23 protein-coding genes are annotated in these 20,341 nt (G+C 67.6%); 4 read left to right on the top strand and 19 right to left on the bottom strand.

The window, feature by feature from the left end; all coding sequences use genetic code 11:
• The 4 genes from AB7U46_RS07030 to AB7U46_RS07015 form a co-directional block, all read right to left on the bottom strand.
• Positions 1–879, bottom strand: an 879-nt coding sequence (locus AB7U46_RS07030) for a hypothetical protein (RefSeq protein ID WP_428336240.1), incomplete at its 3' end; no start/stop codon positions are given.
• Between the two features lie 72 nt (positions 880–951).
• Positions 952–1,596, bottom strand: coding sequence for a PAQR family membrane homeostasis protein TrhA (gene trhA, locus AB7U46_RS07025; RefSeq protein ID WP_428336239.1), 645 nt, complete (start codon positions 1,594–1,596; stop codon positions 952–954).
• 199 nt (positions 1,597–1,795) lie between these two features.
• Positions 1,796–2,479, bottom strand: coding sequence for a phosphoribulokinase (locus AB7U46_RS07020; RefSeq protein ID WP_428336238.1), 684 nt, complete (start codon positions 2,477–2,479; stop codon positions 1,796–1,798).
• On the bottom strand, positions 2,479–3,096 hold the full coding sequence (locus AB7U46_RS07015; RefSeq protein ID WP_428336237.1) for a thiamine phosphate synthase: 618 nt from the start codon (positions 3,094–3,096) through the stop codon (positions 2,479–2,481). The genes AB7U46_RS07020 and AB7U46_RS07015 overlap by 1 nt, the downstream gene beginning before the upstream one ends.
• 79 nt (positions 3,097–3,175) lie before the next feature.
• On the opposite strand from AB7U46_RS07015, the gene AB7U46_RS07010 reads away from it, so the two are divergent.
• The 4 genes from AB7U46_RS07010 (at position 3,176) to AB7U46_RS06995 (ending at position 7,466) form a co-directional block, all read left to right on the top strand.
• Positions 3,176–3,919: an RNA methyltransferase gene (locus AB7U46_RS07010; RefSeq protein WP_428336236.1), complete on the top strand. Its 744-nt coding sequence runs from the start codon at positions 3,176–3,178 to the stop codon at positions 3,917–3,919.
• A gap of 39 nt (positions 3,920–3,958) precedes the next feature.
• On the top strand, positions 3,959–4,669 hold the full coding sequence (locus AB7U46_RS07005; protein WP_428336235.1) for a hypothetical protein: 711 nt from the start codon (positions 3,959–3,961) through the stop codon (positions 4,667–4,669).
• Positions 4,670–4,851: 182 nt separating this feature from the next.
• Positions 4,852–6,000 carry a heme A synthase gene (ctaA, locus tag AB7U46_RS07000; RefSeq protein WP_428336234.1) on the top strand — a complete coding sequence of 383 codons (1,149 nt, stop codon included), beginning with the start codon at positions 4,852–4,854 and terminating at the stop codon, positions 5,998–6,000.
• On the top strand, positions 5,997–7,466 hold the full coding sequence (locus AB7U46_RS06995) for a carboxypeptidase M32 (protein WP_428336233.1): 1,470 nt from the start codon (positions 5,997–5,999) through the stop codon (positions 7,464–7,466). Before ctaA ends, AB7U46_RS06995 begins: the two co-directional genes overlap by 4 nt.
• Before the next feature lie 95 nt (positions 7,467–7,561).
• On the opposite strand, the gene AB7U46_RS06990 is transcribed toward AB7U46_RS06995, so the two are convergent.
• The 15 genes from AB7U46_RS06990 to AB7U46_RS06920 form a co-directional block, all read right to left on the bottom strand.
• Positions 7,562–7,960, bottom strand: coding sequence for an SCP-2 sterol transfer family protein (locus AB7U46_RS06990; protein ID WP_428336232.1), 399 nt, complete (start codon positions 7,958–7,960; stop codon positions 7,562–7,564).
• A gap of 27 nt (positions 7,961–7,987) precedes the next feature.
• Positions 7,988–9,706 carry a nickel-dependent hydrogenase large subunit gene (locus AB7U46_RS06985; protein WP_428336231.1) on the bottom strand — a complete coding sequence of 573 codons (1,719 nt, stop codon included), beginning with the start codon at positions 9,704–9,706 and terminating at the stop codon, positions 7,988–7,990.
• Positions 9,703–11,082, bottom strand: a complete 1,380-nt coding sequence (locus tag AB7U46_RS06980) for a (Fe-S)-binding protein (protein WP_428336230.1) — start codon at positions 11,080–11,082, stop codon at positions 9,703–9,705. Before AB7U46_RS06980 ends, AB7U46_RS06985 begins: the two co-directional genes overlap by 4 nt.
• Positions 11,079–11,738, bottom strand: coding sequence for a nitrate reductase (locus AB7U46_RS06975; protein ID WP_428336229.1), 660 nt, complete (start codon positions 11,736–11,738; stop codon positions 11,079–11,081). Before AB7U46_RS06975 ends, AB7U46_RS06980 begins: the two co-directional genes overlap by 4 nt.
• Positions 11,735–12,823, bottom strand: a complete 1,089-nt coding sequence (locus AB7U46_RS06970) for a hydrogenase small subunit (protein ID WP_428336228.1) — start codon at positions 12,821–12,823, stop codon at positions 11,735–11,737. The genes AB7U46_RS06975 and AB7U46_RS06970 overlap by 4 nt, the downstream gene beginning before the upstream one ends.
• Positions 12,820–13,251, bottom strand: coding sequence for a hydrogenase expression/formation C-terminal domain-containing protein (locus AB7U46_RS06965; protein ID WP_428336227.1), 432 nt, complete (start codon positions 13,249–13,251; stop codon positions 12,820–12,822). The genes AB7U46_RS06970 and AB7U46_RS06965 overlap by 4 nt, the downstream gene beginning before the upstream one ends.
• Positions 13,248–13,757 (bottom strand): HyaD/HybD family hydrogenase maturation endopeptidase, encoded by a 510-nt coding sequence (locus AB7U46_RS06960; RefSeq protein ID WP_428336226.1) that lies wholly within the window; start codon positions 13,755–13,757, stop codon positions 13,248–13,250. Before AB7U46_RS06960 ends, AB7U46_RS06965 begins: the two co-directional genes overlap by 4 nt.
• Before the next feature lie 443 nt (positions 13,758–14,200).
• Complete coding sequence (locus AB7U46_RS06955) at positions 14,201–14,494, bottom strand: HypC/HybG/HupF family hydrogenase formation chaperone (RefSeq protein ID WP_428336225.1); 294 nt, start codon at positions 14,492–14,494, stop codon at positions 14,201–14,203.
• Between the two features lie 66 nt (positions 14,495–14,560).
• A complete protein-coding gene (locus AB7U46_RS06950; RefSeq protein ID WP_428336224.1) occupies positions 14,561–15,931 on the bottom strand; it encodes a cytochrome P450 in 1,371 nt (456 codons plus the stop codon).
• On the bottom strand, positions 15,928–17,232 hold the full coding sequence (locus tag AB7U46_RS06945; protein ID WP_428336223.1) for a hypothetical protein: 1,305 nt from the start codon (positions 17,230–17,232) through the stop codon (positions 15,928–15,930). Before AB7U46_RS06945 ends, AB7U46_RS06950 begins: the two co-directional genes overlap by 4 nt.
• Positions 17,233–17,283: 51 nt before the next feature.
• Entirely contained in the window at positions 17,284–17,970 is a 687-nt protein-coding gene (locus AB7U46_RS06940; RefSeq protein WP_428336222.1) for a M48 family metallopeptidase, read from the bottom strand.
• Positions 17,971–18,001: 31 nt separating this feature from the next.
• Positions 18,002–18,604 (bottom strand): DedA family protein, encoded by a 603-nt coding sequence (locus tag AB7U46_RS06935; RefSeq protein WP_428336221.1) that lies wholly within the window; start codon positions 18,602–18,604, stop codon positions 18,002–18,004.
• Positions 18,601–18,966, bottom strand: a complete 366-nt coding sequence (locus AB7U46_RS06930; protein WP_428336220.1) for a hypothetical protein — start codon at positions 18,964–18,966, stop codon at positions 18,601–18,603. The genes AB7U46_RS06935 and AB7U46_RS06930 overlap by 4 nt, the downstream gene beginning before the upstream one ends.
• Positions 18,963–20,144 carry a vWA domain-containing protein gene (locus AB7U46_RS06925; protein WP_428336219.1) on the bottom strand — a complete coding sequence of 394 codons (1,182 nt, stop codon included), beginning with the start codon at positions 20,142–20,144 and terminating at the stop codon, positions 18,963–18,965. Before AB7U46_RS06925 ends, AB7U46_RS06930 begins: the two co-directional genes overlap by 4 nt.
• 10 nt (positions 20,145–20,154) lie before the next feature.
• Positions 20,155–20,319, bottom strand: a complete 165-nt coding sequence (locus AB7U46_RS06920) for a hypothetical protein (protein WP_428336218.1) — start codon at positions 20,317–20,319, stop codon at positions 20,155–20,157.
• Between the last annotated feature and the right edge of the window lie 22 nt (positions 20,320–20,341).

The raw sequence follows: 20,341 nt of genomic DNA, 5'->3' as shown, positions 1-20,341 counted from the left end.
GCGCTTGCGGATCTCGCGCCCGAGGAGGGAGTGGTCGCGCCGCCCGTCGAGCCGCGCGCGCAGGCACATCGCGAGGTCGCGCTGGATCGAGGAGAGCGTCATCTGGAGCCAGGTTCCGGGGCCGATGTTCTCAAAGGCGATTGTCAGGGTGACGCGGCTGCCCGTATCGGTCGGGGTGATGGTGCAGTCGAGGGTCTCGATCAGGCATTTGTCCTGGTTGTGGACGGTGCTCGAGCGGGTCACGACGTGATGGGGCGCCTCGCGCAGCGGGAACCGCACCAGGCAGGCGGTGTCGGGATAGCCGAAGCGGCGCGGAATGCAGAGGGTGAAGGCGGCGTCCGAGCCCTCGGGCGCGGGCATCACCATCGCGCCCGGCTGGTAATACAGGCCGATGGTGGCCGGATCGGGGACGATCCGCGGCCAGACCTCCTCGGGCGTGAGCCGGGTGTGAAAGCTTGCGCTGCGCGGCCCGAAGGAGACGCGGGGCAGAAAGCGCGAGAGCCGGCCGTTGAGCAGCTCGTTGCAGAGCATCCCGAGAGCGATGATCGCGAGATTGGCCAACGGGCGCGGCGCGCCGAGATCGTGCAGCACCGGGCGCAGCAGGGCGAAGAGCATGAGCGCGAAGGCCATGAATTCGAGCAGCCCGAGAAAGCCGGGCAGCAGCACCGCCACCAACGTCACGGCAAGCAGGCTTGCACAGAGGGCGACGACGAAGAGGACGGCGCCTTCGGTGAGCAGCATCAGCATCTTGCGCAGGAACGAAAGCTCGTCGCTGTAGATCGCGAAAGGGTTGATCCCGGATATCGCGAAAAGCGAAATCGTGAGCAAAAGCGCCACGAGCAGAATGCGCGGCCATTGGTTGAAAATGCGACGAAACATGCCTGCCTCCGAAAATGAACTCGGGGGCAGGGTCGCGCGGGTTTTCGGCGAAAATCGGGCGCGTCTGGGGTGTTATCGCGCCGCGACGAGCAGCACGGCGGCGTAATGCACCGCCGCGGCGGCCAGCACATGGCCATGCCAGATTGCGCGGGAGAAGGGGATCCGCTCGAACTGGTAGAAGAGCGTGCCGAGCGTGTAAATCACCCCGCCGAGGCCCAGCAGCACCAGCGCCGCGGTGGGCAGCGCCTGCAAAAGCGGCCAGATCGCGAGGATGCCAAGCCAGCCCATCGCGAGGTAAAGCACGAAACCCGCCCGCTCGAACCGGTGGAAGAAGCCGAGCTTCATCACCATTCCGAGCAGCGCCAGCGCCCAGATCGCCGCGGTGAGCCAGAGCCCGGCGCGACCGCCGAGACCGATGAGCGCCATCGGCGTGTAGGTGCCCGCGATCAGCAGGTAGATCGCGGCATGGTCGAAACGGCGCAGGATCGCGCGCGTCTTCGCATGCAGCGTCATGTTGTAGCCCGCCGAGAAACCAAAGGAGGCGAGCAGCCCGACGGCATAGATCACGAGCGGCCAGATCCGCCCCGGCTCGGCCGCGAGCGCCGCCCAGACGATCAGCGCGCTCACCCCCGCGACGGCGGCGACGACGCCCAGAACATGCATCACGCCATCGGCGAAATGTTCGGCGAAGGAATGGGCGAGGGCGTGGCGGGTCATGGTGTTCTCCGGGATCGACTCATCTTAACCGGAAAGGGGTTAACAGACCAATCACGACGCTGCGTGACAGAGGGCAGGGGGGCGCTGCCCCCGTCCTGCGGACTCCCCCGGGATATTTGGGCCCTTTGGAAACGGGCCTTCCAAAGTGTCGAAATATCCCGGGGTGAACGGGCCGCAAGGCCCGGAGGGGCAGCGCCCCTCAGCCTCTCACCCGGAAATCCGCCGCCCGGTTCTCGCGCGCGAGCAGCCGGCCATTCGGCAGATCGTTCTCCTCGACGCGGCGGCGGGCCTCGTCTTCGGGCAGGTCGGCCCAGCGGGCGAGGAGCCGCGCGCGCAGCACCTCTTCCGGCACGGCAAGGCGGATCGTCAGATCGAAGAGCGGGGCGAGGTCGATCCAGCCGGGGCGGGTGAGCAGGAGGTAATTCCCCTCGATCAGAACGAAGCGCGCCGCGGCGGGGATCACCGCGCCTTCGGGCACGACGGCATCGGCCTGCCGGTCGAATTCGGGCACGGAAACATCGCCTTGCGCGGCTTTCACCTGCGCGAGGCAGGCGGCGAGCGCGGCGAGGTCGAAACTCTCGGGCGCGCCCTTGCGCCCCGAAAGCCCCTGCGCCGCAAGCCAGTCGTTCGGCCGGTGAAACCCGTCCATCGCCAGCACCGCGGCCGATCCGGCCTCGGCCGCGTTCAGCGCAGCGGCGAGTTCGGCGGCGAGATGCGACTTGCCCGAGGCAGGCGCGCCCACGATCGCGATCAGGTTGCGCGGGGCCTCGAGCTGGCGGATATGCCCGGCGAGATCGGCGCGGTCGACGCGCAGCTCGGAGGCCATGAAGGCGCCCACATCGCCCATCGGCCCATCCGAATCGCCAAGCCAGAATTCCGCCATCAGCCCATCGCCGCCACGAGGCGGCCAAGCTCCGCCACCGGATCCTCGGCGCGCCAGATTTCTTCGCCGAGTGCGAAGAAATCGGTGACCGGGGCGAGGTCGCGCACGAGATCGACGCTCAGCGCGCCTTCGGCGACGACCGGCACCTCGATCATCTCCGACCACCAGGCGAACAGGTCGCTTTCGGCGCGGGCGCCATGGCCAAGCGCGCTTTCGCCGACCGGGCCGAAGCAGACGTAATCGGCACCCGCCTCGCCCGCATTCATCCCCTCGTGCTTCGAGGCGCCGCAGAAGGCGCCGACGATCGCATCGGTGCCAAGCTCCTTGCGCGCGGCGCGCACCGTGCGCGCGCCATCGCTCAGATGCACGCCGTCGAGGCCGTGGCGCTCGACCAGATGCAGGTGATCGGCGATCACCAGCGCCACGTCGAATTCATGGGCGACCTGGCGCACCGCATCGGCCGCGCGCATCACCGCATCCTCGTCGCGCGTGGCGAGCGCGAGGCGGATGCAGGCCACCTCCTGCGCCTCGAGCACGCGCGCGAGAAGCCCCGGAAACACGTCGAGATCGAAGCTCGGCGGGGTGAGCAGGTAAAGCTGCGGGCGATCCTCGGCCATGATGTCTCCTTCGGTTTCGCGCCTTCTAGCGCAGGGGCGCGCGCCTTGCCAGCGGCTTTGCGCGGCGCTATGGGGGCGCATGACCGATGCCCTGACCCGCAACCCGCTCTTCATCCTCGTGCGCCCGCAGATGGGCGAGAACATCGGCGCCGCGGCGCGTGCGATGCTGAACTTCTCGCTGTCCGGCATGCGCCTCGTCGATCCGCGCGACGGCTGGCCGAACCCGAAGGCGGTGGCGACGGCCTCGGGCGCGGCGCATCAGGTGCTGGAATATGCCGGCGTCTTCCCCGACGTGCCGCGCGCGATCGAGGATTGCGATTTCGTCTTTGCCACCACCGCGCGCGGGCGCGAGCTGACGAAGCCGATCTACACCCCCGAGGCCGCGATGGGCGAGGCGCATCGCCGCATCGCCGCGGGGCAGAAGGTCGCCGTGCTGTTCGGACCCGAGCGCACCGGGCTCGAGAACGACGACATCGTGCGGGCGAATGCGATCATCACCGTGCCGGTGAACCCGAAGTTCTTTTCGCTCAACCTCGCGCAGGCGGTGCTGCTGATCGCCTATGAATTCTCGCGCGAGCTGCATCAGGCGCCGGCGATCGCCCCGGGGCTTGCCGGCACCGAGGTGGCGAGCGCGCTCGAGGTCGAGAAGCTCGGCGATCGCTACGAGGAAAGCCTCGATGCCGCCGGCTTCTTCTTCCCCGAGGACAAGGCGCCGATGATGAAGCGCAACCTGCGCAACATGTGGGCGCGGTTCGGGCTGACGCGGGCCGAGGTGCAGATCCTGCACGGCATGCTGCGGCAAATCACCCGCCGGCGCGGCTGATCCCTTGCGCGCGCCGGCCCCGGCCCGCATCCTCGCGCGATGATCCGCCGGATTGCGAAAATCCTCGCTGCGCTTGCGCTCGGCGCCGGGCTCGGGCTCGGTGCGCTGTTGTGGTTCCTGCCGGCGCTGCGCGGCGGGATCTGCCCGGGCTGCATGGGGCTCGAAAAGGTCACGCCGGCGCTCTGGGTCGAGGCCTCGATGCCCGATCACGCCCGCGCGGCGCTGGCATCCGAGGTCGAGGCCGCGCGCGCGACGATCGCCGCCTTCTACGGCCCGCCGCGGGCGCATCTGCGCATCCTCGCCTGCGAGAGCCGGGCCTGCGATCGCCGCCTCGGTGGGCGCGGGGCGGCGGCGGTGACCTATTCGCTGGGGTCTATTTCGGTCGTGCGCCTCGCACCGCGGGGGCTGAATGCGACGATCCTGACGCATGAGCTTGCCCATACCGAGACCCACGCGCGGCTCGGGCTGATCGGGCAGGTGACGAACCGGATGCCGACCTGGTTCGACGAGGGGCTCTCGGTCGTGATTTCCGACGATCCGCGCTATCTCGGCCCTGGCAGCGGCGCGGCGCGCTGCCTGCTCGCGCCGCGCGCCGATCTGCCGGCCTCGCCCTTCGACTGGGCGCCCTTGGCGGCGAAGGACCGGATGCTTTACGCGGAGGCAGGCTGCGCGGTGGAGATCTGGCTTTCCGAAAACGGCCATCTCGCCGGGCTGCTCGCGCGGATGGATGCGGGCGGCGCGCTGCCCTGAGCGGGCAGGGGGCGCTGCCCCCGTCTCCTGCGGAGACTCCCCCGGGATATTTTCGCTCTATAGAAGCTGCATTCTACAGAGCCCAATATCCCGGGGGTGAGGCGCTTGCGCCGAGGGGCCGCGCCCCCTTGCCCCCGTTTCCGCCCGCGCCTAGTGTCGGATGACGATTTTGGGAGGGGCGGATGAGCCAGAAACGCAGCATCTTCGAGGAGGTGGGCGCCGAAAAGCGCGAGGCCGCAGCGGCGCCGCAGGGGGGGATGATCGACGCCCGCCCGAAAGGCGCGCGCGCGGCGTTGTGGATCTGGCTTTTCGTGCTCTTCGCGCTTGTGGTGGCGATGATCTCGCTCGGCGGCGCGACGCGGCTTTCGGATGCGGGGCTCAGTATCACCGAGTGGAAACCGGTGACCGGGGCGCTGCCGCCGATGTCGCAGGAGGCCTGGGTTTCCGAGTTTCAGAAATATCAGGAAATTCCGCAATTCAAGCTGCAAAACCCCGACATGACCCTGCAGCAGTTCGAGGGGATCTATTGGTGGGAATGGTCGCATCGTCAGCTGGGCCGGGTGATCGGCCTCGTCTGGGCGCTGGGATTTGCCGGTTTCGCGCTTGCGCGCCGCATTCCGCCGGGCTGGTCGAAGCGGTTCTGGCTTTTGGGGCTTCTCGGCGGCGCGCAGGGGGCGATCGGCTGGTGGATGGTTTCCTCGGGGCTTGGCGGCGAGATGGTCGCGGTCGCGCCCTATCGGCTCGCGGTGCATCTGGGGCTCGGTTTTGCCATTCTCGGTTTCATCGCCTGGTATGCGCTGCTTTTGGGTCGGCCCGAGGCGCAGCTTTTGCAGGCGCGCCGTCTGTCTGAGCCGAAGCTTTTCGGCATGGCGACCGGGGTGCTGCATCTGAGCTTTCTGCAGGTGCTGCTCGGCGCGCTCGTCGCCGGCACCCGGGCCGGGCGCGGCTATACCGACTGGCCCTGGATGGGCGGGCAATTCCTGCCGCCCGACCCGTTTTCGATCGCGCCGCTGTGGCGGAATTTCTTTGAAAATCAGGCGCTCGTGCAATTCGATCACCGGATGATCGGCTATCTCGTGGTGATCTTCGGCGCGGTCGTCGCCCTGCTTGGCCGCCGCTCGGCCCACGCCGCCACGCGCGCGGCCTTTGGCTTCATGGGCGCCTGGCTTTTCCTGCAGGTCGTGCTCGGCATCGCCACGCTGATGCATGGCGCGCCGCTCGCCCTTGGCCTTGCGCATCAGCTCGCGGCGGTCGTCGCCTGGGTGCTGATCCTGCGCGCGCGCTTCCTTGCGCGCTATCCTCTCGTGCAATCCATCCGGGGGTCGAAATGACTGCTTATCAGGAGCTACTCGCCTTTCAACGCGACACCGAGGCGCTGTCGCACGTCGCCGAGCGCACCGGTTGGGATCAGGAAACCATCATGCCGCGCGGCGCGGCGGCAAGCCGGGCCGAGGAGATGGCCGCGCTCGAATCCGTGCTGCATGCGCGGCGCACCGATCCGCGGATCGAGGACTGGCTCGCCCGGGCCGAGGCCGCGACACCGGCCGAGGCGCGCATTCTCGACCTCGTCGGGCGCAGCTACAACCGTGCGACGCGGATCCCGGCGCGGCTGGCCTCCGAACTTGCGCGGCTCACCTCGCTCAGCCAGGGGATCTGGGCCGAGGCGCGGGCGAACGAAGACCCCTCCGCCTTCCTGCCGACGCTCGAAGAGGTCGTGCGGCTGAAGCGCGAGGAGGCGGAATGCCTCTCCGAGGGCGATCTTTATGACGCGCTGCTCGACGATTACGAACCGGGCGCGAGCGCGCGCAGCGTGGCCGCGATCTTCGACAAGATGCGCCCGCGGCTCGTCGCGCTGCGCGAGCGGGTGCTTGGCGCCGACTACACGCCCCCCGTGCTCGACCATGTCTTCCCCGAGGCCACGCAGCTGCGCATCGCGAAGATCTGCGCCTCGGCCTTCGGCTATGACTGGACGCGCGGGCGGCTGGACCTCTCCGTCCACCCCTTCACCTCGGGCGCGGGGGACGATGTGCGCATCACCACCCGCGTGGTCGAGAGCGATCCGTTCAACTGTTTCTACTCGACGATCCACGAGGTGGGGCATGCCTGCTACGAACAGGGCGTCATCCCCGATTACGCCTTCACGCCGCTCGGCCGCGGGGTCTCGATGGGCGTGCACGAGAGCCAGAGCCGGATCTACGAGAACCAGCTCGGCCGCTCGGCCGCCTTCACCGGCTGGCTCTATCAGCGGATGGTCGATGCTTTCGGCGATTTCGGCATCGCCACGGCGGAGGCGTTCCACGCCTGCGTGAACCGCGTCAATCCGGGGTTCATCCGCACCGAGGCGGACGAGCTGCATTACAACCTGCACATCATGATGCGCTTCGACCTCGAACGCGCGCTGATCGCGGGCAAGCTCGAGGTCGCCGATCTCGAGGAGGCCTGGAACGCGCGCTTCGAGGCGGATTTCGGGGTGAAGGTCGATCTGCCCTCCCACGGCTTCCTGCAGGATGTGCATTGGCCGGTGGGGCTTTTCGGCTATTTCCCGACCTATGCGCTGGGAAATGTCTATGCCGGCTGCCTCGACCGCGCGATGCGCGCCGAGGTGTCGGGGATCGACGCGGCGCTGGCCGAGGGCTCGGCCAAGCCCGCGACCGACTGGCTGCGCGAAAAGCTGCAGCGCCACGGCGGGTTGCGCCCGCCGCGCGAGACGATCGAGGCGGCCTGCGGTTTTGCGCCGAGCGAAGCGCCGCTGCTGGACTACCTCGAGGCGAAATTCTCGACGATCTATCGGCTGTAAGCCCCTGAACGATAACGCCCCCCGCCGTGGCGGGGGGCGTTGGCGCGCCGTCCTGAAGGGGAGGAAAGACGGCACGCAAGCCGCGGGCGCGCGCGTCAGGCGACGCGCGCCATCGCCGCGAAGCTCTTGATGAAGGGGCCGGCCATGCGCGCATCCTTGATCATCGCGCCATAATCGCCGACCTCGAATTTCAGCTTGCCGGTGGTGAAGGCGACGCCGAGATCCATCATCGTCGGCGGCTTCTTCAGCCATTTCGCCCAAAGCTCGGGGGCGGCGCGGATGTCCCAGTTCAGCACCTCGCCGGCATAGGCCCCGGCCGAAACCGCCTTGCCGTTCTCGACCACCATCACGCCCTTCGGCGCCGGATCGCCCTTGTCGCCATAGGCGAAGGTCGAGGTGAAGCCGATCTGCGCCAGCGCATCGCTCAGCGTCGGATCGCCGTTCCACTCGGCGGCAAAACCCTTCATCCAGTCTGCAGAAAACAACTCGCTCATCTTCGTCTCGCTTTCCGTCCCGATCGCTCAGGACACCTTGATCTGAACCATCTCTTCGCCGTCCGGGTCCATCACATGGACCGCGCAGGCGAGGCAGGGGTCGAAGCTGTGGATCGTGCGCAGGATCTCGAGCGGCTGCTCGGGGTTCGCCATCGTGTGGTTGTCCTGCAGCGCGGCCTCGTAGGCGCCGGACTGCCCCTGCGCATCGCGCGGGCCGGCGTTCCAGGTCGAGGGCACGACGGCCTGATAATTGGCGATCTTGCCGTTCTCGATCACGATCCAGTGGCCGAGACCACCGCGCGGCGCCTCCATATAGCCCACGCCCTTGGCCTGTTTCGGCCAGGTCGAAGGATCCCAGAGCTGTTCGTTGAAGGTCTTGGTGTCGCCGGCCTTGATGTTCGCCATCAGCGCGTCGAACCAGCCCTCCATCGCATCGGCGACGATCTTCGTCTCGATCGTGCGCGCGGCGACGCGGCCGAGCGTCGAGTAAAGCCCCTGCACCGGAAGCTGCAGCGTCGAGAGCGTGCTGTCGACGAGTTCCTTCGTCTGTTCGTGGCCCGAGGCATACATCACCAGCACGCGCGCGAGCGGGCCGACTTCGACCGGCTTGCCCTTCCAGCGCGGCGACTTGATCCAGCTGTAGGCGCCCTCGACGTCGAGCTGATCGTAGGGCGGTTTCGGCCCGGTGTAGTTCAGCGCGGTCTCGCCGTCATAGGGGTGCAGACCCTTGTCCTTGCCCTCCGCGTAATCGTACCAGGAATGCGCGACATATTCCTCGATCTCGCCGGGCGCGTTCAGGTCGACCGGGTGGATCGTGCTCAGATCGCGGTTCAGGATCACGCCGGCCGGCACCATGTAGCTGGACGGATCGGACAGCCCGTTCGCCGGGAAATCGCCATAGGTGAGGAAGTTGCCCACGCCCTCGCCGCGGGTCGCCCAGTCCTTGTAGAAGCCGGCGATGGCGATCGTGTCGGGCAGGTAGACATCCTCGACGAAGGTCCGCGCCATGTCGATGATCGCCTTCACCCGGATCAGCTTGTCGGCATTGATCGCGCTGTCGGAATTGAGGTCGATCGGGTTCGGCACGCCGCCGACGACGAAATTCGGATGCGGGTTCTTGCCGCCGAAGATCGCGTGCAGCTTCGCCACCTCGCGCTGCCATTCGAGCGCTTCGAAGTAATGGGCGACCGCCATCAGATTCGCCTCGGGCGGCAGCTTGTAGCCCGGATGCCCCCAGTAGCCATGCGCGAAGATGCCGATCTGCCCGCTTTCGACAAAGCCCTTCAGCTTCGCCTTCACCTCGGCGAAATAGCCCGGCGAGGATTTCGGATGTTTCGAGATCCCCTGCTGCAGCGCCGAGGTCGCCGCCGGATCGGCGTCGAGCGCGGAGACCACATCGACCCAGTCGAGCGCATGCAGGTGATAGAAGTGCATCACATGGTCATGCACATATTGCGCGCCGATCATCAGGTTGCGGATCAGCTGCGCGTTCGGCGGGATCGGGTAGTTCAGCGCGTTTTCCACCGCGCGGATCGAGGCCATGCCATGCACCAGCGTGCAGACGCCGCAGATGCGCTGCGCGAAGGCCCAGGCGTCGCGCGGATCGCGGCCCTTGAGGATGATCTCGATGCCGCGCACCGAGGTGCCGGAGGAATAGGCCTGGGCGATGCGGTCGCCCTCGAGCTGCGCCTCGATGCGCAGGTGACCCTCGATCCGGGTGATGGGATCGACGACGATGCGGCTCATGCCTTCACTCCTTCAGCTTTCTTGGGCAGATGGGCGGCAATCACCGCCGCGAGGCTCTCGACCGGGATCGAGTCGCCCGCCCGCACCTTGCCCACCTCGAAATTCATCCGGCACGACCCGCAGGAGACGATCAGGCTTTGCGCGCCGGTGTTCTCGATCTCGTTCATCTTGATCCGGTAGCCGATCTTCTTGAGCTCGTTGGCGGAGGGGATCAGGAAGTTCCCCGCGCCGCCGCCGCAGCAATAGTTGTATTCGCGGTTGCTCTCGGTTTCATGAAGGTTGTAGCCGCAGGCCTTGAGGATCGCGCGCGGCTCCTCGAAGACGCCGCCCCAGCGGCCGACCTTGCACGGATCGTGCAGCGCGACGATGTCGGGGTGGTTGCCGGGCACGAGCTTCAGCCGGCCGTCCATCACCGCGCGACCGAAATATTCGGAGACGGTATAGACCTCGAAATTGACCGGACGCCCCATCGCCTCGGCCGCGCCAAAGCGCAGCGCGGGGTAGGAGTGGCCGCATTCGGGCACGATCACCTCTTTCACGCCAAGCTTCTCGACCGCTTCGGTGATGTGCTTGGTCAGCTTCTTCTTCGTCGCGTCATCGCCCGAGAGCGAGCCGAAATTGGCGCCCTCATAGGCATCGGTCGCGAGCGTGTAGTTCACCCCCATGTGGTGCAGCGTCTCGATCGCGCCGCCGGTCGCATCGGCGAAGAGGTGGATGTCGAGGCCCGAGGTCAGCAGCAGCAGATCCGCGCCGACCTTGTTCACCGGCACCTCGAAGCCCAGTTTCTGCGAGATGTCGTTGATGCGGAACATGAAGAGGTCTTCGTCCGCGCCGAAGATCGTGCCGTCGGCATCCTGGCCCGCCGCCATGTAGCGCAGCTCGGCCGGGGCGAGCCCCGCGGCGAAAAGCGCCGAGCGGTTCAGCGCCACCATGTCGGCGATGTTGATCCCGGCCGGGCAGACCATGTTGCACCGCCCGCACATCGTGCAGCTGTCATAGGCGAGCTCGACCTGATCGCGCAGATCCTGCTCGGTGATGTCGGAGGTGGTCAGCCGGTTCAGCCAGGCCATCGGGCTCATCTCGCGCTTGTAGACGCGCTTCATCAGATCGAGCTTGTGGATCGGCGTGTATTTCGGGTTCTCGGTGCCCTGATAGAACTGGCAGGCCTGCGCACAGGCGCCGCAATGCACGCAGGCGTCGAGCTGCACCGCCATGTTGTTGTCGAGGCTTTTCAGGAAAACCTCCTTCGCCTTGGCGACGCGCTCTTCGGGCGCCATGGCGGGCTCCGGCTCGGCAAGGTCGCCCAGACTGGCGGCCATGCCGTAGAACATCGCGAAGCTTTCTTTCAGTTCGTCCTTGGTGATGACTTCGGTCATGCTTTCGACCCCCGGCGCCAGAGTTTCACGCCGAGGATGTAGCGCGAGGGGAACATCGTCACGACGTGGAAGAGTTTCGAGAAAGGCATCCAAACGAGCAGCAGGCAGATCGACAGCAGATGCAGTGCGAAGAGCGTCTCGTAGGGAAGGATGGGTGCATGGGTGAAGGCGAGGAACCCGGTGAGGAACGGCAGGAGCGTGACGATGATCGAGGAATAATCGTCGAAGCTCGAGATATAGCGCAGCACCGGATGCACATAGCGGCGTACCATCAGGATGATGAGAATGCCGGTCGTCAGCGCCGCCACCGCCAGCACCACCGCATTCGGCAGCCCCGGCCAGCCAAAGCCCAGCAGCCGCTGGAAGAAGGCGATATGGACCTGGAAGAAGAACAGCGTGATGACGAAGCCGATGTGCCAGATCCAGCCCATCAGATATTGAAAGCCCACGCGGCGGGCGAAATACTTCTTCAGCTTGAAGCGGTTGAAGACGGTTTCCCAGCCATGGGCCGCAAGCGTGCCCGGGTAGCGGTCCTTCGACAGCGTCTTGTTGCGCAGCATCAGCGCCAGCGCGACGGTGCGCCAGAGCATCCCGGCGACGAAGATGATCGCGGACCATTGAAGCGCGGGGCCGCGCGCGAATTCGAGCAAGGTCATGCTTTCGGCTCCTCTTTCGCGGGGGCGGGTTTGGCGGCGCGGTGTTTCTTCTGCGCCGCGCGGATCGCGGCGCCCGCCGCGATGCCCGCGCCGACGCCGACGACGGCGCCCGCGGCCAGCTTGCCGGCGCTGAGGTCCGTCGCACTCGAGAGCGGCGCGTAGAAGCTGCCGTTATCCCAGAAATTCGGCTCCGAGCAGCCCAGGCAACCATGCCCGGCCTCGATCGGGAAGCTCGTGCCCTCGTTCCACTTCAGCACCGCGCAGGCGTTGTAGGTGGTCGGGCCCTTGCAGCCGAGCTTGTAGAGGCACCAGCCCTTTTTCGCGCCCTCGTCGTCGAAGCTCTCGGCGAACTGGCCGCGTTCGTAGAACGGGCGGCGATAGCAGCGGTCGTGGATGTTCTGACCATAAAACACCACCGGGCGGCCGAGATGGTCGAGCTCGGGCAGCGCGCCGAAGGTGAGGTAATGCGCCAGCACCGAGGTCATCACCGCGGGGATCGGCGGGCAGCCGGGGACGTTGACGATCGGCTTGTCCTTGACGATCGCCGAGACCGGCACCGCGCCGGTCGGGTTCGGATTGGCGAAGGGGATGCCGCCGAAGGCCGAGCAGGTGCCCATGCAGACGATCGCCGCGGCGCCCTCGGCCGCGTGTTTCAGCGTGTCGACGTTGCTTTGCCCCGCGACGGTGGAAAAGCCGCCGCCGCCCATCGGCACCGAACCGTCGACGACGAGGACATATTTGCCCCAGTTCTCCTTCATCGCGTCTTCGCGCGCGGCCTCGGCCTGATGGCCCGCCGCCGCCTGCAGCGTCTCGTGATAATCGAGCGAGATCGTCTCGAAGATCATGCTCTCGATCGAGGGGGAGGAGGACCGCAAAAGCGATTCCGAACAGCCGGTGCATTCCTGGAAGCTGAGCCAGATCACCGAGGGCCGTTTCTGTGCCTCGAGCGCGGCGGCGATGCGCGGCACCATCGCCGGCGGCAGCGCGAGGAGCGAGGCCGTGGTGGCGCAGAACCGCAGGAAACTGCGCCGGGAGACGCCGCGCGCCTGCAGCCGTTCGCCCAGAGTTGTTTGCCTGTCTGTCATTTGGCCTCCTCCTGGTCAAAGGATTGCTGAAGTCGCGCGCGCAGCCGCACCAGCCCGGAACGGATGTCGGGCGCCTGCGCGCACAGGATGTCGGGGATCGTCGTGATCTCGACGTAGCGGCCGAGGATCATCCCCCCGGCCGAGCGATGGGTGACGCGCCAGACGCCGGGATAGGCGGTCTCGATCACCTCGGAGGGGCCGCCCGCCTCGATCTCGGCGTGCACCTCGCCGCGGCCAAGCGCGGTTTCGAATTCGGTGATCTCGGCTTTCATCATCGGGATCGTGCTGAGGTCGATCACCGTCGCCTCGCCGGTGGCGACGAAACGTTCCAGCGCGTGGCGGATCTCGTTGAGGAGAAGCGCGACATTGCCGGTCTCGGTCTTCGGCATGAAATCGGCGAGACCCGGGCCATCGGGATCGAAGCTCATGCGAGCGCCTCCTCCTCGGCGCGCCAGCGTCGCGCCACCTCCACCGCCGCGGCCACCGCCGCAGGCATCGCCGCCGCGACAGGCGCGCTGAGTTCGAGACCCCAGCCGATCTCGTTCGGTTCGATACCGATCAGCGCGCGTCGCGGCGGCAGGTCCCCGGTCAGCCGCGCCATGTCCAGCAGATCGCGCAGCCCCACCTCATGGACGCTGAGCGAGCCCGAACGCACGAAGGCATCCATCTCGGCGCCCTCGAGGCGGCGCACCGTGCCCGGGGCGGTGCGGAAGCGGGCAGCGTCGAACACGATCAGCGCATCGGCCGCGCCGATCGTCTCGGCGAGGGTGAAGCTGAGCGTGCCGACGTCGAGGCAGGTGAGGCCGGGGATACCGCCGTGCTGCGCCTCGAAGGCTTGCAGTGCGCGCGGCCCGGCGGCCTCGTCCGTCATCAGGGTGTTGCCGACGCCAAGGGCGAGGATCCGGAACCTGTCGGGGGTCTTCTGCTCGGTCACGGTCCGCTCCCTCCTTGGAGCCTGTCGACGCATCATCAGAATGCGATGTGTGAAGATTGCGCCTCTGCCCGGGTGGGTTCAGCAAAGATGCTAAGCTGCGACAGCTTAGCGCAGAGGCCGCGCGCAACGAAGCGGATAGTTTCCGTAACTTACTGATTTTTGATGAATATTTTTATTGTGCAGCTGCAATACAAGTAATTGCTCCATCCCTGCGGAGTGCAAATATATTTTCCGATCATGCGGAAACTCTGGTCGGGAACTTTCCATTTTCGGCCCGGGGCAGGGGCTGTTTCCACTGCGCGCGACGCTGCCGTCGCAGCAAATGCGCGGCGGTGCAGCGACGTGCCGGGCGGGATCGGCGGCACGCACAGACGCCCCGGCGCGGTGCGCGGGCAGCCCGGAGCGAGAGGATGCGGAGGGGGATTCGCGCCCGCTCGCGGGGCTCAGCCCTGCGGCGGACGGGGCGGTTCGCGACCGACGAGATCGGCGAAGAGATGGTCGATTCCGGTCTCGCCGCGGCGCACCTTCTCGAGCGCCTCCATCGCGTCGCGCAGCCGCTGCGCGTCCTCGGCGCTGATCTTCTCGCGGGCGAGGCCGAGGTGGACGGTGAGCCAGTCGCCCGGCGCGACCGTCTCGAGCAGGCTCAGATCGACGCTTTCGCGCTGGCCGTTGTTGTCGCAGATCGCCCGGTTCGGGGTTTCGATCGACAGAACCTGCATCGGAAAGGCGAGACACATGGCAAGGATCCTTCCTGCTTCGCCCGCGCAGGATAGGCGCTGGCCCGGGGGATGCAAGCCCGCGGCTCAGCGCGGGGTGAGCCGCAGCCAGATCCCGTCGCGGCCGCGCACGGTGAGATGGGCGACGGGGACGGGCACGCGCCCCGCGACCAGCTCGAAGCGGAAGGCGCGGGTGAGCAGCGCGAGCAGGAGCGGCCCCTCCGCCATCGCGAAACCCGCCCCGGGGCAGACCCGCGCGCCGGTCGAGAACGGGATATAGGCGCAGCGCAGCCCCTCGCGGCCGTTCTCGGTCTCCCAGCGGGCGGGGTCGAAGCCGTCCGGGTTGTCCCAGATCCTCTCGTGCCGGTGCAGGTGCCAGGGGCTGATCACGACCTGACTGCCGGGCGCGACGTCGCGGTCGCGGAAATGCTCGGGGCAGCGGGATTGCCGCACGAACATCGGGACCGGCGGGTAAAGCCGCATCGCCTCGCGGAACACGGCGCGACTGAGCTTCAGCCTGTTGAGGATTGAAAAGTAAGGGATTTCATTGCCGATGACCTCGGCGGCCTCGGTCGCGACACGGTCCTGCCAGTCGGGGTTCTGCGCGAGCAGATAAAGCGACCAGGCCAGCGCGGAGGCCGAGGTCTCGTGCCCGGCGAGGAAGAAGATCGCGACCTGATCGACCATCTCCTCGGTGCCGAAACAGGCGCCGGTTTCCGGGTCGGGGGTGGTCATGATCTTGGTGGCGAGATCGTCGGGCGCGGTGCCTGCCGCGATCGCCCGGGCGCGCGCGGCGGTGAGGCTTTCGATCAGCGCGCGGATGCGTTTCGCGGTGCGCTTCGTCTCGCGCGCATGAAAGCGCGGGAACCAGCGCGGCAGCGGCAGCAGCGCGCCGAGATTGACCACCGGCGAGGCGTTCTGATGCGCGCGGAACTCGGCGAAGACGGCGGAGGCGGTGGCATCCTCGATCGGGATCGAGAACAGGGTGCGGAAGATGATATCGGCGGCGGCATGCGAGGTTTCCGCCTCGATTTCAACGGGTTCCGAGCCGATCTTCATGCGCAGGCGCTCGACGCAAGCGATCCCGGCATCCCACATCGCGGGGAAGGTCTCGCGCAGCTTGCCGCCCTCGAAGGCGGGGTCGATGATGCGGCGCTGGCGGGCCCAGGTTTCGCCATTGGTGATGAAGACGCTGTCGCGCAGGAGCGGTTTCAGCCCCTCGCGCACGCGGTCGGATTTCGGGAAAGCCATTGGCCGCTCCTTCAGCACGAGATCGACGAGGGCCGGGTCGTTGCAGAGGTAGGAGCGGAAGAAGGGGGTGTTGAACTCGGCCATCCAGGCGCGGTAGAGCCGCGCCGGCTGGGCCGAGAGGATGTCCTCCCGGAACAGGCGGAAATAGCGCAGAAGCGACACCTTGTCGGGGCGCGCGGGCGGTTTCGGGGGGAGCGGTGCGGTCATGCCACGCTTGTAAACCGGTTCGCCGCGCGGGTGATGCGACTTTTTGACGGGGGGCGGTCGGCAAAGCGTTCGGAGAGCGTCAGCGGCCCGGCGGTGATGCGGAAATAGTCGTAATCGCCGGGCCGGTCGAAGGCGCAGAGATACTGGAAATGCAGCCGGAAGAAGCGCCAGCGCAGTTCCTTCCAGCGCTCGGGCGAGAGGGTCTGGGTGAAGGCGGCCGAGAGGATCAGCGGCTGGAATTGCTCGGGCGGGGCGACGCCGGTCACTTTCACCGGGTCGCAAAGGGCAAAGGCGCAGCCGTCGCCCGGGGCGGTGACGTCGACCCAGGTGAGCTCGTGCCGCGCGCCGAGAAAGGCGAGATCGCCGCGCAGGCGGCGCGCCCGGGGCAGGTAGCTGACCATCGGCACGACATGGCCGAGCGAGAGGAAGGAGAGGACCGGGGGTTTCACCCCCGGACCCCCAGGATATTTCGGCACTTTGGAAACCGGCACGCGGCCCGCGCGGATCAGATCGGAGAGGATCGAGATCGCGAGATGGGCGCCGGAGCTGTGGCCGACGACGAGCACCTCGTCCCAGTCCTCGGTCAGCGCCTGGGCGATGGTGTCGCCGAAGGCGGCCATCCGCGCCTCGAGCTGGGCTGGGTTGGCGCCGCCCCAGCGCGCGGTGAAAGCATAGTCGTGCATCAGGTAATAGGCGTAGAAGCGCCCGTCGTGCTTGCGAAACCAGCGCAGGGTGAGCCATGTGGCGCCAAGGCCAAGCGCGCTTGCGGCCCAGATCCGCGCGGTGAAGCCGGGCTGGAACAGGGCGGGGCCGTTGATCTGCGCGAGGATCAGCTCGGAGCCGTTCATCAGTGCCCAGGCGGTGAGCGCGCCCAGCCCGAGCGCGAGGAGCAGCTGCAGGATCAGCGCGAAGATCGGGTAGAGCGCGGCGATGATCGGCCCCTTGCGCAGCCGCATCAGCCGGAAGAGCGCGCCGGAAAAGATATACCACGAGGCGGTGCGGACAAGCTGGCCATAGGTCGCGAGGATCGAGGCGCCCATGCTCTCGCGCACGATGTCGGCCCAGATCAGCACCTCGATCTCGGTCTCGACCGTGGCGCCGTCCTGCGTCGAGGTGACGCGCCAGCCATAGGGGCCGCCGCCGGTCTTTGCCGCAAGCGCGATCTCATAACCCGAGATCGCCGCCTGATCGGCGCCCTCCTTGCGGTAGAGCTCGCGGTAGCGGCGCGGGTGAATCGGGTCATAGCCGGGGATGTAGAACACCCGGCGGCGACGGACCGATTGCGGCTCGTTTGCGCTCATCTCACCCTCGTTTTCCGCAGCCTAGCGGGAAACCCGGGCGAAAGTAAGGAGTTACGCGCCCCAGCGCGCCGCATTGCTGCGGATCGCGGCGATCCGGTCCTGGGTTTGCGGATGGGTGAGCAGCCAGGCGGGGGCCGCGGCGCCGGGCGCGCCGGTGATCCGGTCGAGCTTTTCGAAAAGCGAGATCTGCGGGCCGGTGCCGATCCCCGCCTTGATCAGCAGCGCCGAGGCGAAGGCGTCGGCCTCGTATTCGTCGCGCTGGCTGAGCCGCGCCGAGATCGCGGTGGCGATCAGATTGGCGATCCAGATGCCGAGCCCCGGGATGATCCGGCCAAGCAGCCCCGCGAGCACGACGCGCAGCGCGTTCTGGCCGGAAAAGTCGATCATCCGCCGCCGGGCATGGCCGCGCGCGACATGGCCGAGCTCATGCGCGATCACCGAGGCGATCTCCTCCGGGCTGACCTCGCCCTTGCGGTAGAGATCCATGAAGCCCTCGGTCAGGAAGACGCGGCCATCGGGCGCGGCGAGGCCGTTCACCGGGGCAACCTGATAGACATGGACAGGGAGCGTCTCGGTGCCAAGCGCCGCGCGCAGCCGCTCGATCACCGGGGCGAGGCGGCTGTCGTTGAGCCGGCGCGAGTTCTGCGTGAGCTGGCGGGCGAGGTTGCGCGCGGAGAAATGCCACAGCACGAGGCCGTAGAGGATCACCGCGAGAAAGGGCAGCAGGCGCAGAAGCATGATCCGGATGTGGGGGCGGGGCGCGCCCGCGTCAATCCGCTTTCGTCGCGCGACCGGGGCGGCGCGCGGCGCGCAGGAGCCACCAGCCGAGGGCGACGGCGACCGCGCCCGCCGCCATGAAGCCGAGCGCGCTTCCCGCGAGGTCGGCCGCCGCCTGCAGGTTCGCGCCGAAGGCGATGCCGAGCCCGACATAGGCCGCGACCCAGACCGCCTCGCCCAGAACGTCGGCCGCGGTGAAGCGGTGATGCGCAAAGCCCGAGGCGCCGGCGGCGAGGTTCACCCAGGGGCCGAGCGCCGAGAACATCCAGCGCGAGAGAAACACGCTCACCGCGCCGCGCCGCTCGAGCGCCTCGAGGGCCGAGGCGACGAGGCGACCGCCCTTCGTCTCGGGCCGCGGCAGCAGATGCGCCGCGCGCCGCCCGATCAGGAAGCCGATCTGATCGCCGGCGAGCGCGCCCGCGAAGGCCGCCCCCGCGACGGTGACGAGCGCGAGATCGCCCGAGGCCACGAAGGCGCCCGAGGCGATCATCATCAGCGAGGAGGGCACCGGCACGGCAAGGCAGCTCAGGAAAGTGGTGAGCATCAGCAGCCAGGGCCCGTAGACCGGCAGGAGCGCGAGAACCCAGTCGGTCATTTCGCGGGCTCTTGCGCGGCAAGCGCGGGCAGGGCGCTGTCGAGGCGCTCGATCAGCGCGCCGACCGGCACGCCCTGTTTCGCGGCGATGCGTTCCAGCGTGGGCGGGCCGTGGTCGATGAACCCCGGGCCGACACCGTCGCCAAGCACCCCGTCGATCGCCTCGGGCGGCAGATGCCAGCTGCGCGCGATATAGCCGGGCGTCATCCAGGGTTCGGGCAGCTGGCGGTGATGCGCCGGGTTCGCCCAATAGACCGCGCGCACAACGATCCGCCCGCCGAAAAACGCCGCAAGCCCCACGGCGATGACGAAACCGATCAGCGCGACACGTTGTTCGGCCCAGAGGCGGCGCAGCAGGGTCATCCGAGCTCCTTCATCGCGCGGGTGATGCCCTCGAGGGTGAGCGGGAACATCCGCCCCTCGAAGGCCGTCTCGATCATCCCGATCGACTGGGTGTAGCCCCAGTGCCGCTCGGGCACCGGGTTGAGCCAGACGTGGTTCGGCCATTGCTCGCGCGCGCGGGCGAGCCAGAGCGCGCCCGGCTCCTCGTTCCAATGCTCGTTCGCGCCGCCCGCATGGCTGATCTCATAGGGCGACATCGAGGCGTCGCCGACGAAGAGGCATTTGTAATCGGGGCCGAAACGGTGCAGCACCTCCCAGGTCGGCGTCACCTCGTCCCAGCGGCGGCGGTTCGACTTCCACACCCCCTCGTAAAGGCAGTTGTGGAAATAGAAATGTTCGAGGTGCTTGAATTCGGCGCGCGCGGCGGAGAACAGCTCCTCGACGAGGCGGATATGCGCGTCCATCGAGCCGCCGATGTCGAGGAAAAGCACGAGCTTCACCGCGTTGCGCCGCTCGGGCCGGGTCTTCACGTCGATATAGCCGGCCTCGGCGGAGGCGCGGATCGTGCCGGGCAGGTCGAGCTCTTCGGCGGCGCCGTGGCGCGCCCATTGGCGCAGCCGCTTCAGCGCCACCTTGATGTTGCGCGTGCCGAGCTCGACGGTGTCGTCGAGATCCTTGAATTCCCTTTTGTCCCAGACCTTTACGGCGCGTTGATGACGTGATTTGTCCTGCCCGATCCGGACCCCCTCGGGGTTGTAGCCATAGGCGCCAAAGGGCGAGGTGCCGGCGGTGCCGACCCATTTCGAGCCGCCCTGATGGCGTTCCTTCTGCTCGGCGAGGCGCTGTTTCAGCGTTTCCATCAGCTTCTCGAAGCCGCCCAAGGCCTCGATCTTCGCCTTTTCCTCGGGGCTGAGGTTGTTCTCGGCGAGCTTCTTCAGCCAGTCGCCGGGCAGGTCGAGCGCCTCGATCACCGCCTCGGGCGTCAGCGCCTCGAGCCCGGCGAAGGCCTGCGAAAAGGCGCGGTCGAACCGGTCGAGATGGCGTTCGTCCTTCACCATCGCGGCGCGGGCGAAATAATAGAACCCGTCCACGTCATAGGTGCAGAGCCCGGCGGCGAGCCCCTCGAGAAAGCCCAGATATTCGCGGGGGGAGACCGGGACGCCGGCGCGGCGCAGGGCGTCGAAGAAGGGCAGGAACATCGCCGCCCCCTCAGCCGAGCCGGTTCAGGGCGATGGTGAGGAACAGCCCGACGAGCCCGAGCGCGATGCCATGGGCCGCGGCATATTGCGCCCGGTCGAGCGCGTTGCCGCCGCGCTTTGCGGCGCGACGCTCGCCGATCACGGCGCCGATCACGATCCCGGCCAGAATATACATCGCGCCTCCCCGCCCGATCCGG

This window comes from Paenirhodobacter sp. (assembly GCF_050177655.1).
GTDB lineage: Bacteria > Pseudomonadota > Alphaproteobacteria > Rhodobacterales > Rhodobacteraceae > Rhodobacter.
This window is presented reverse-complemented; position numbering and strand designations above follow the sequence as displayed.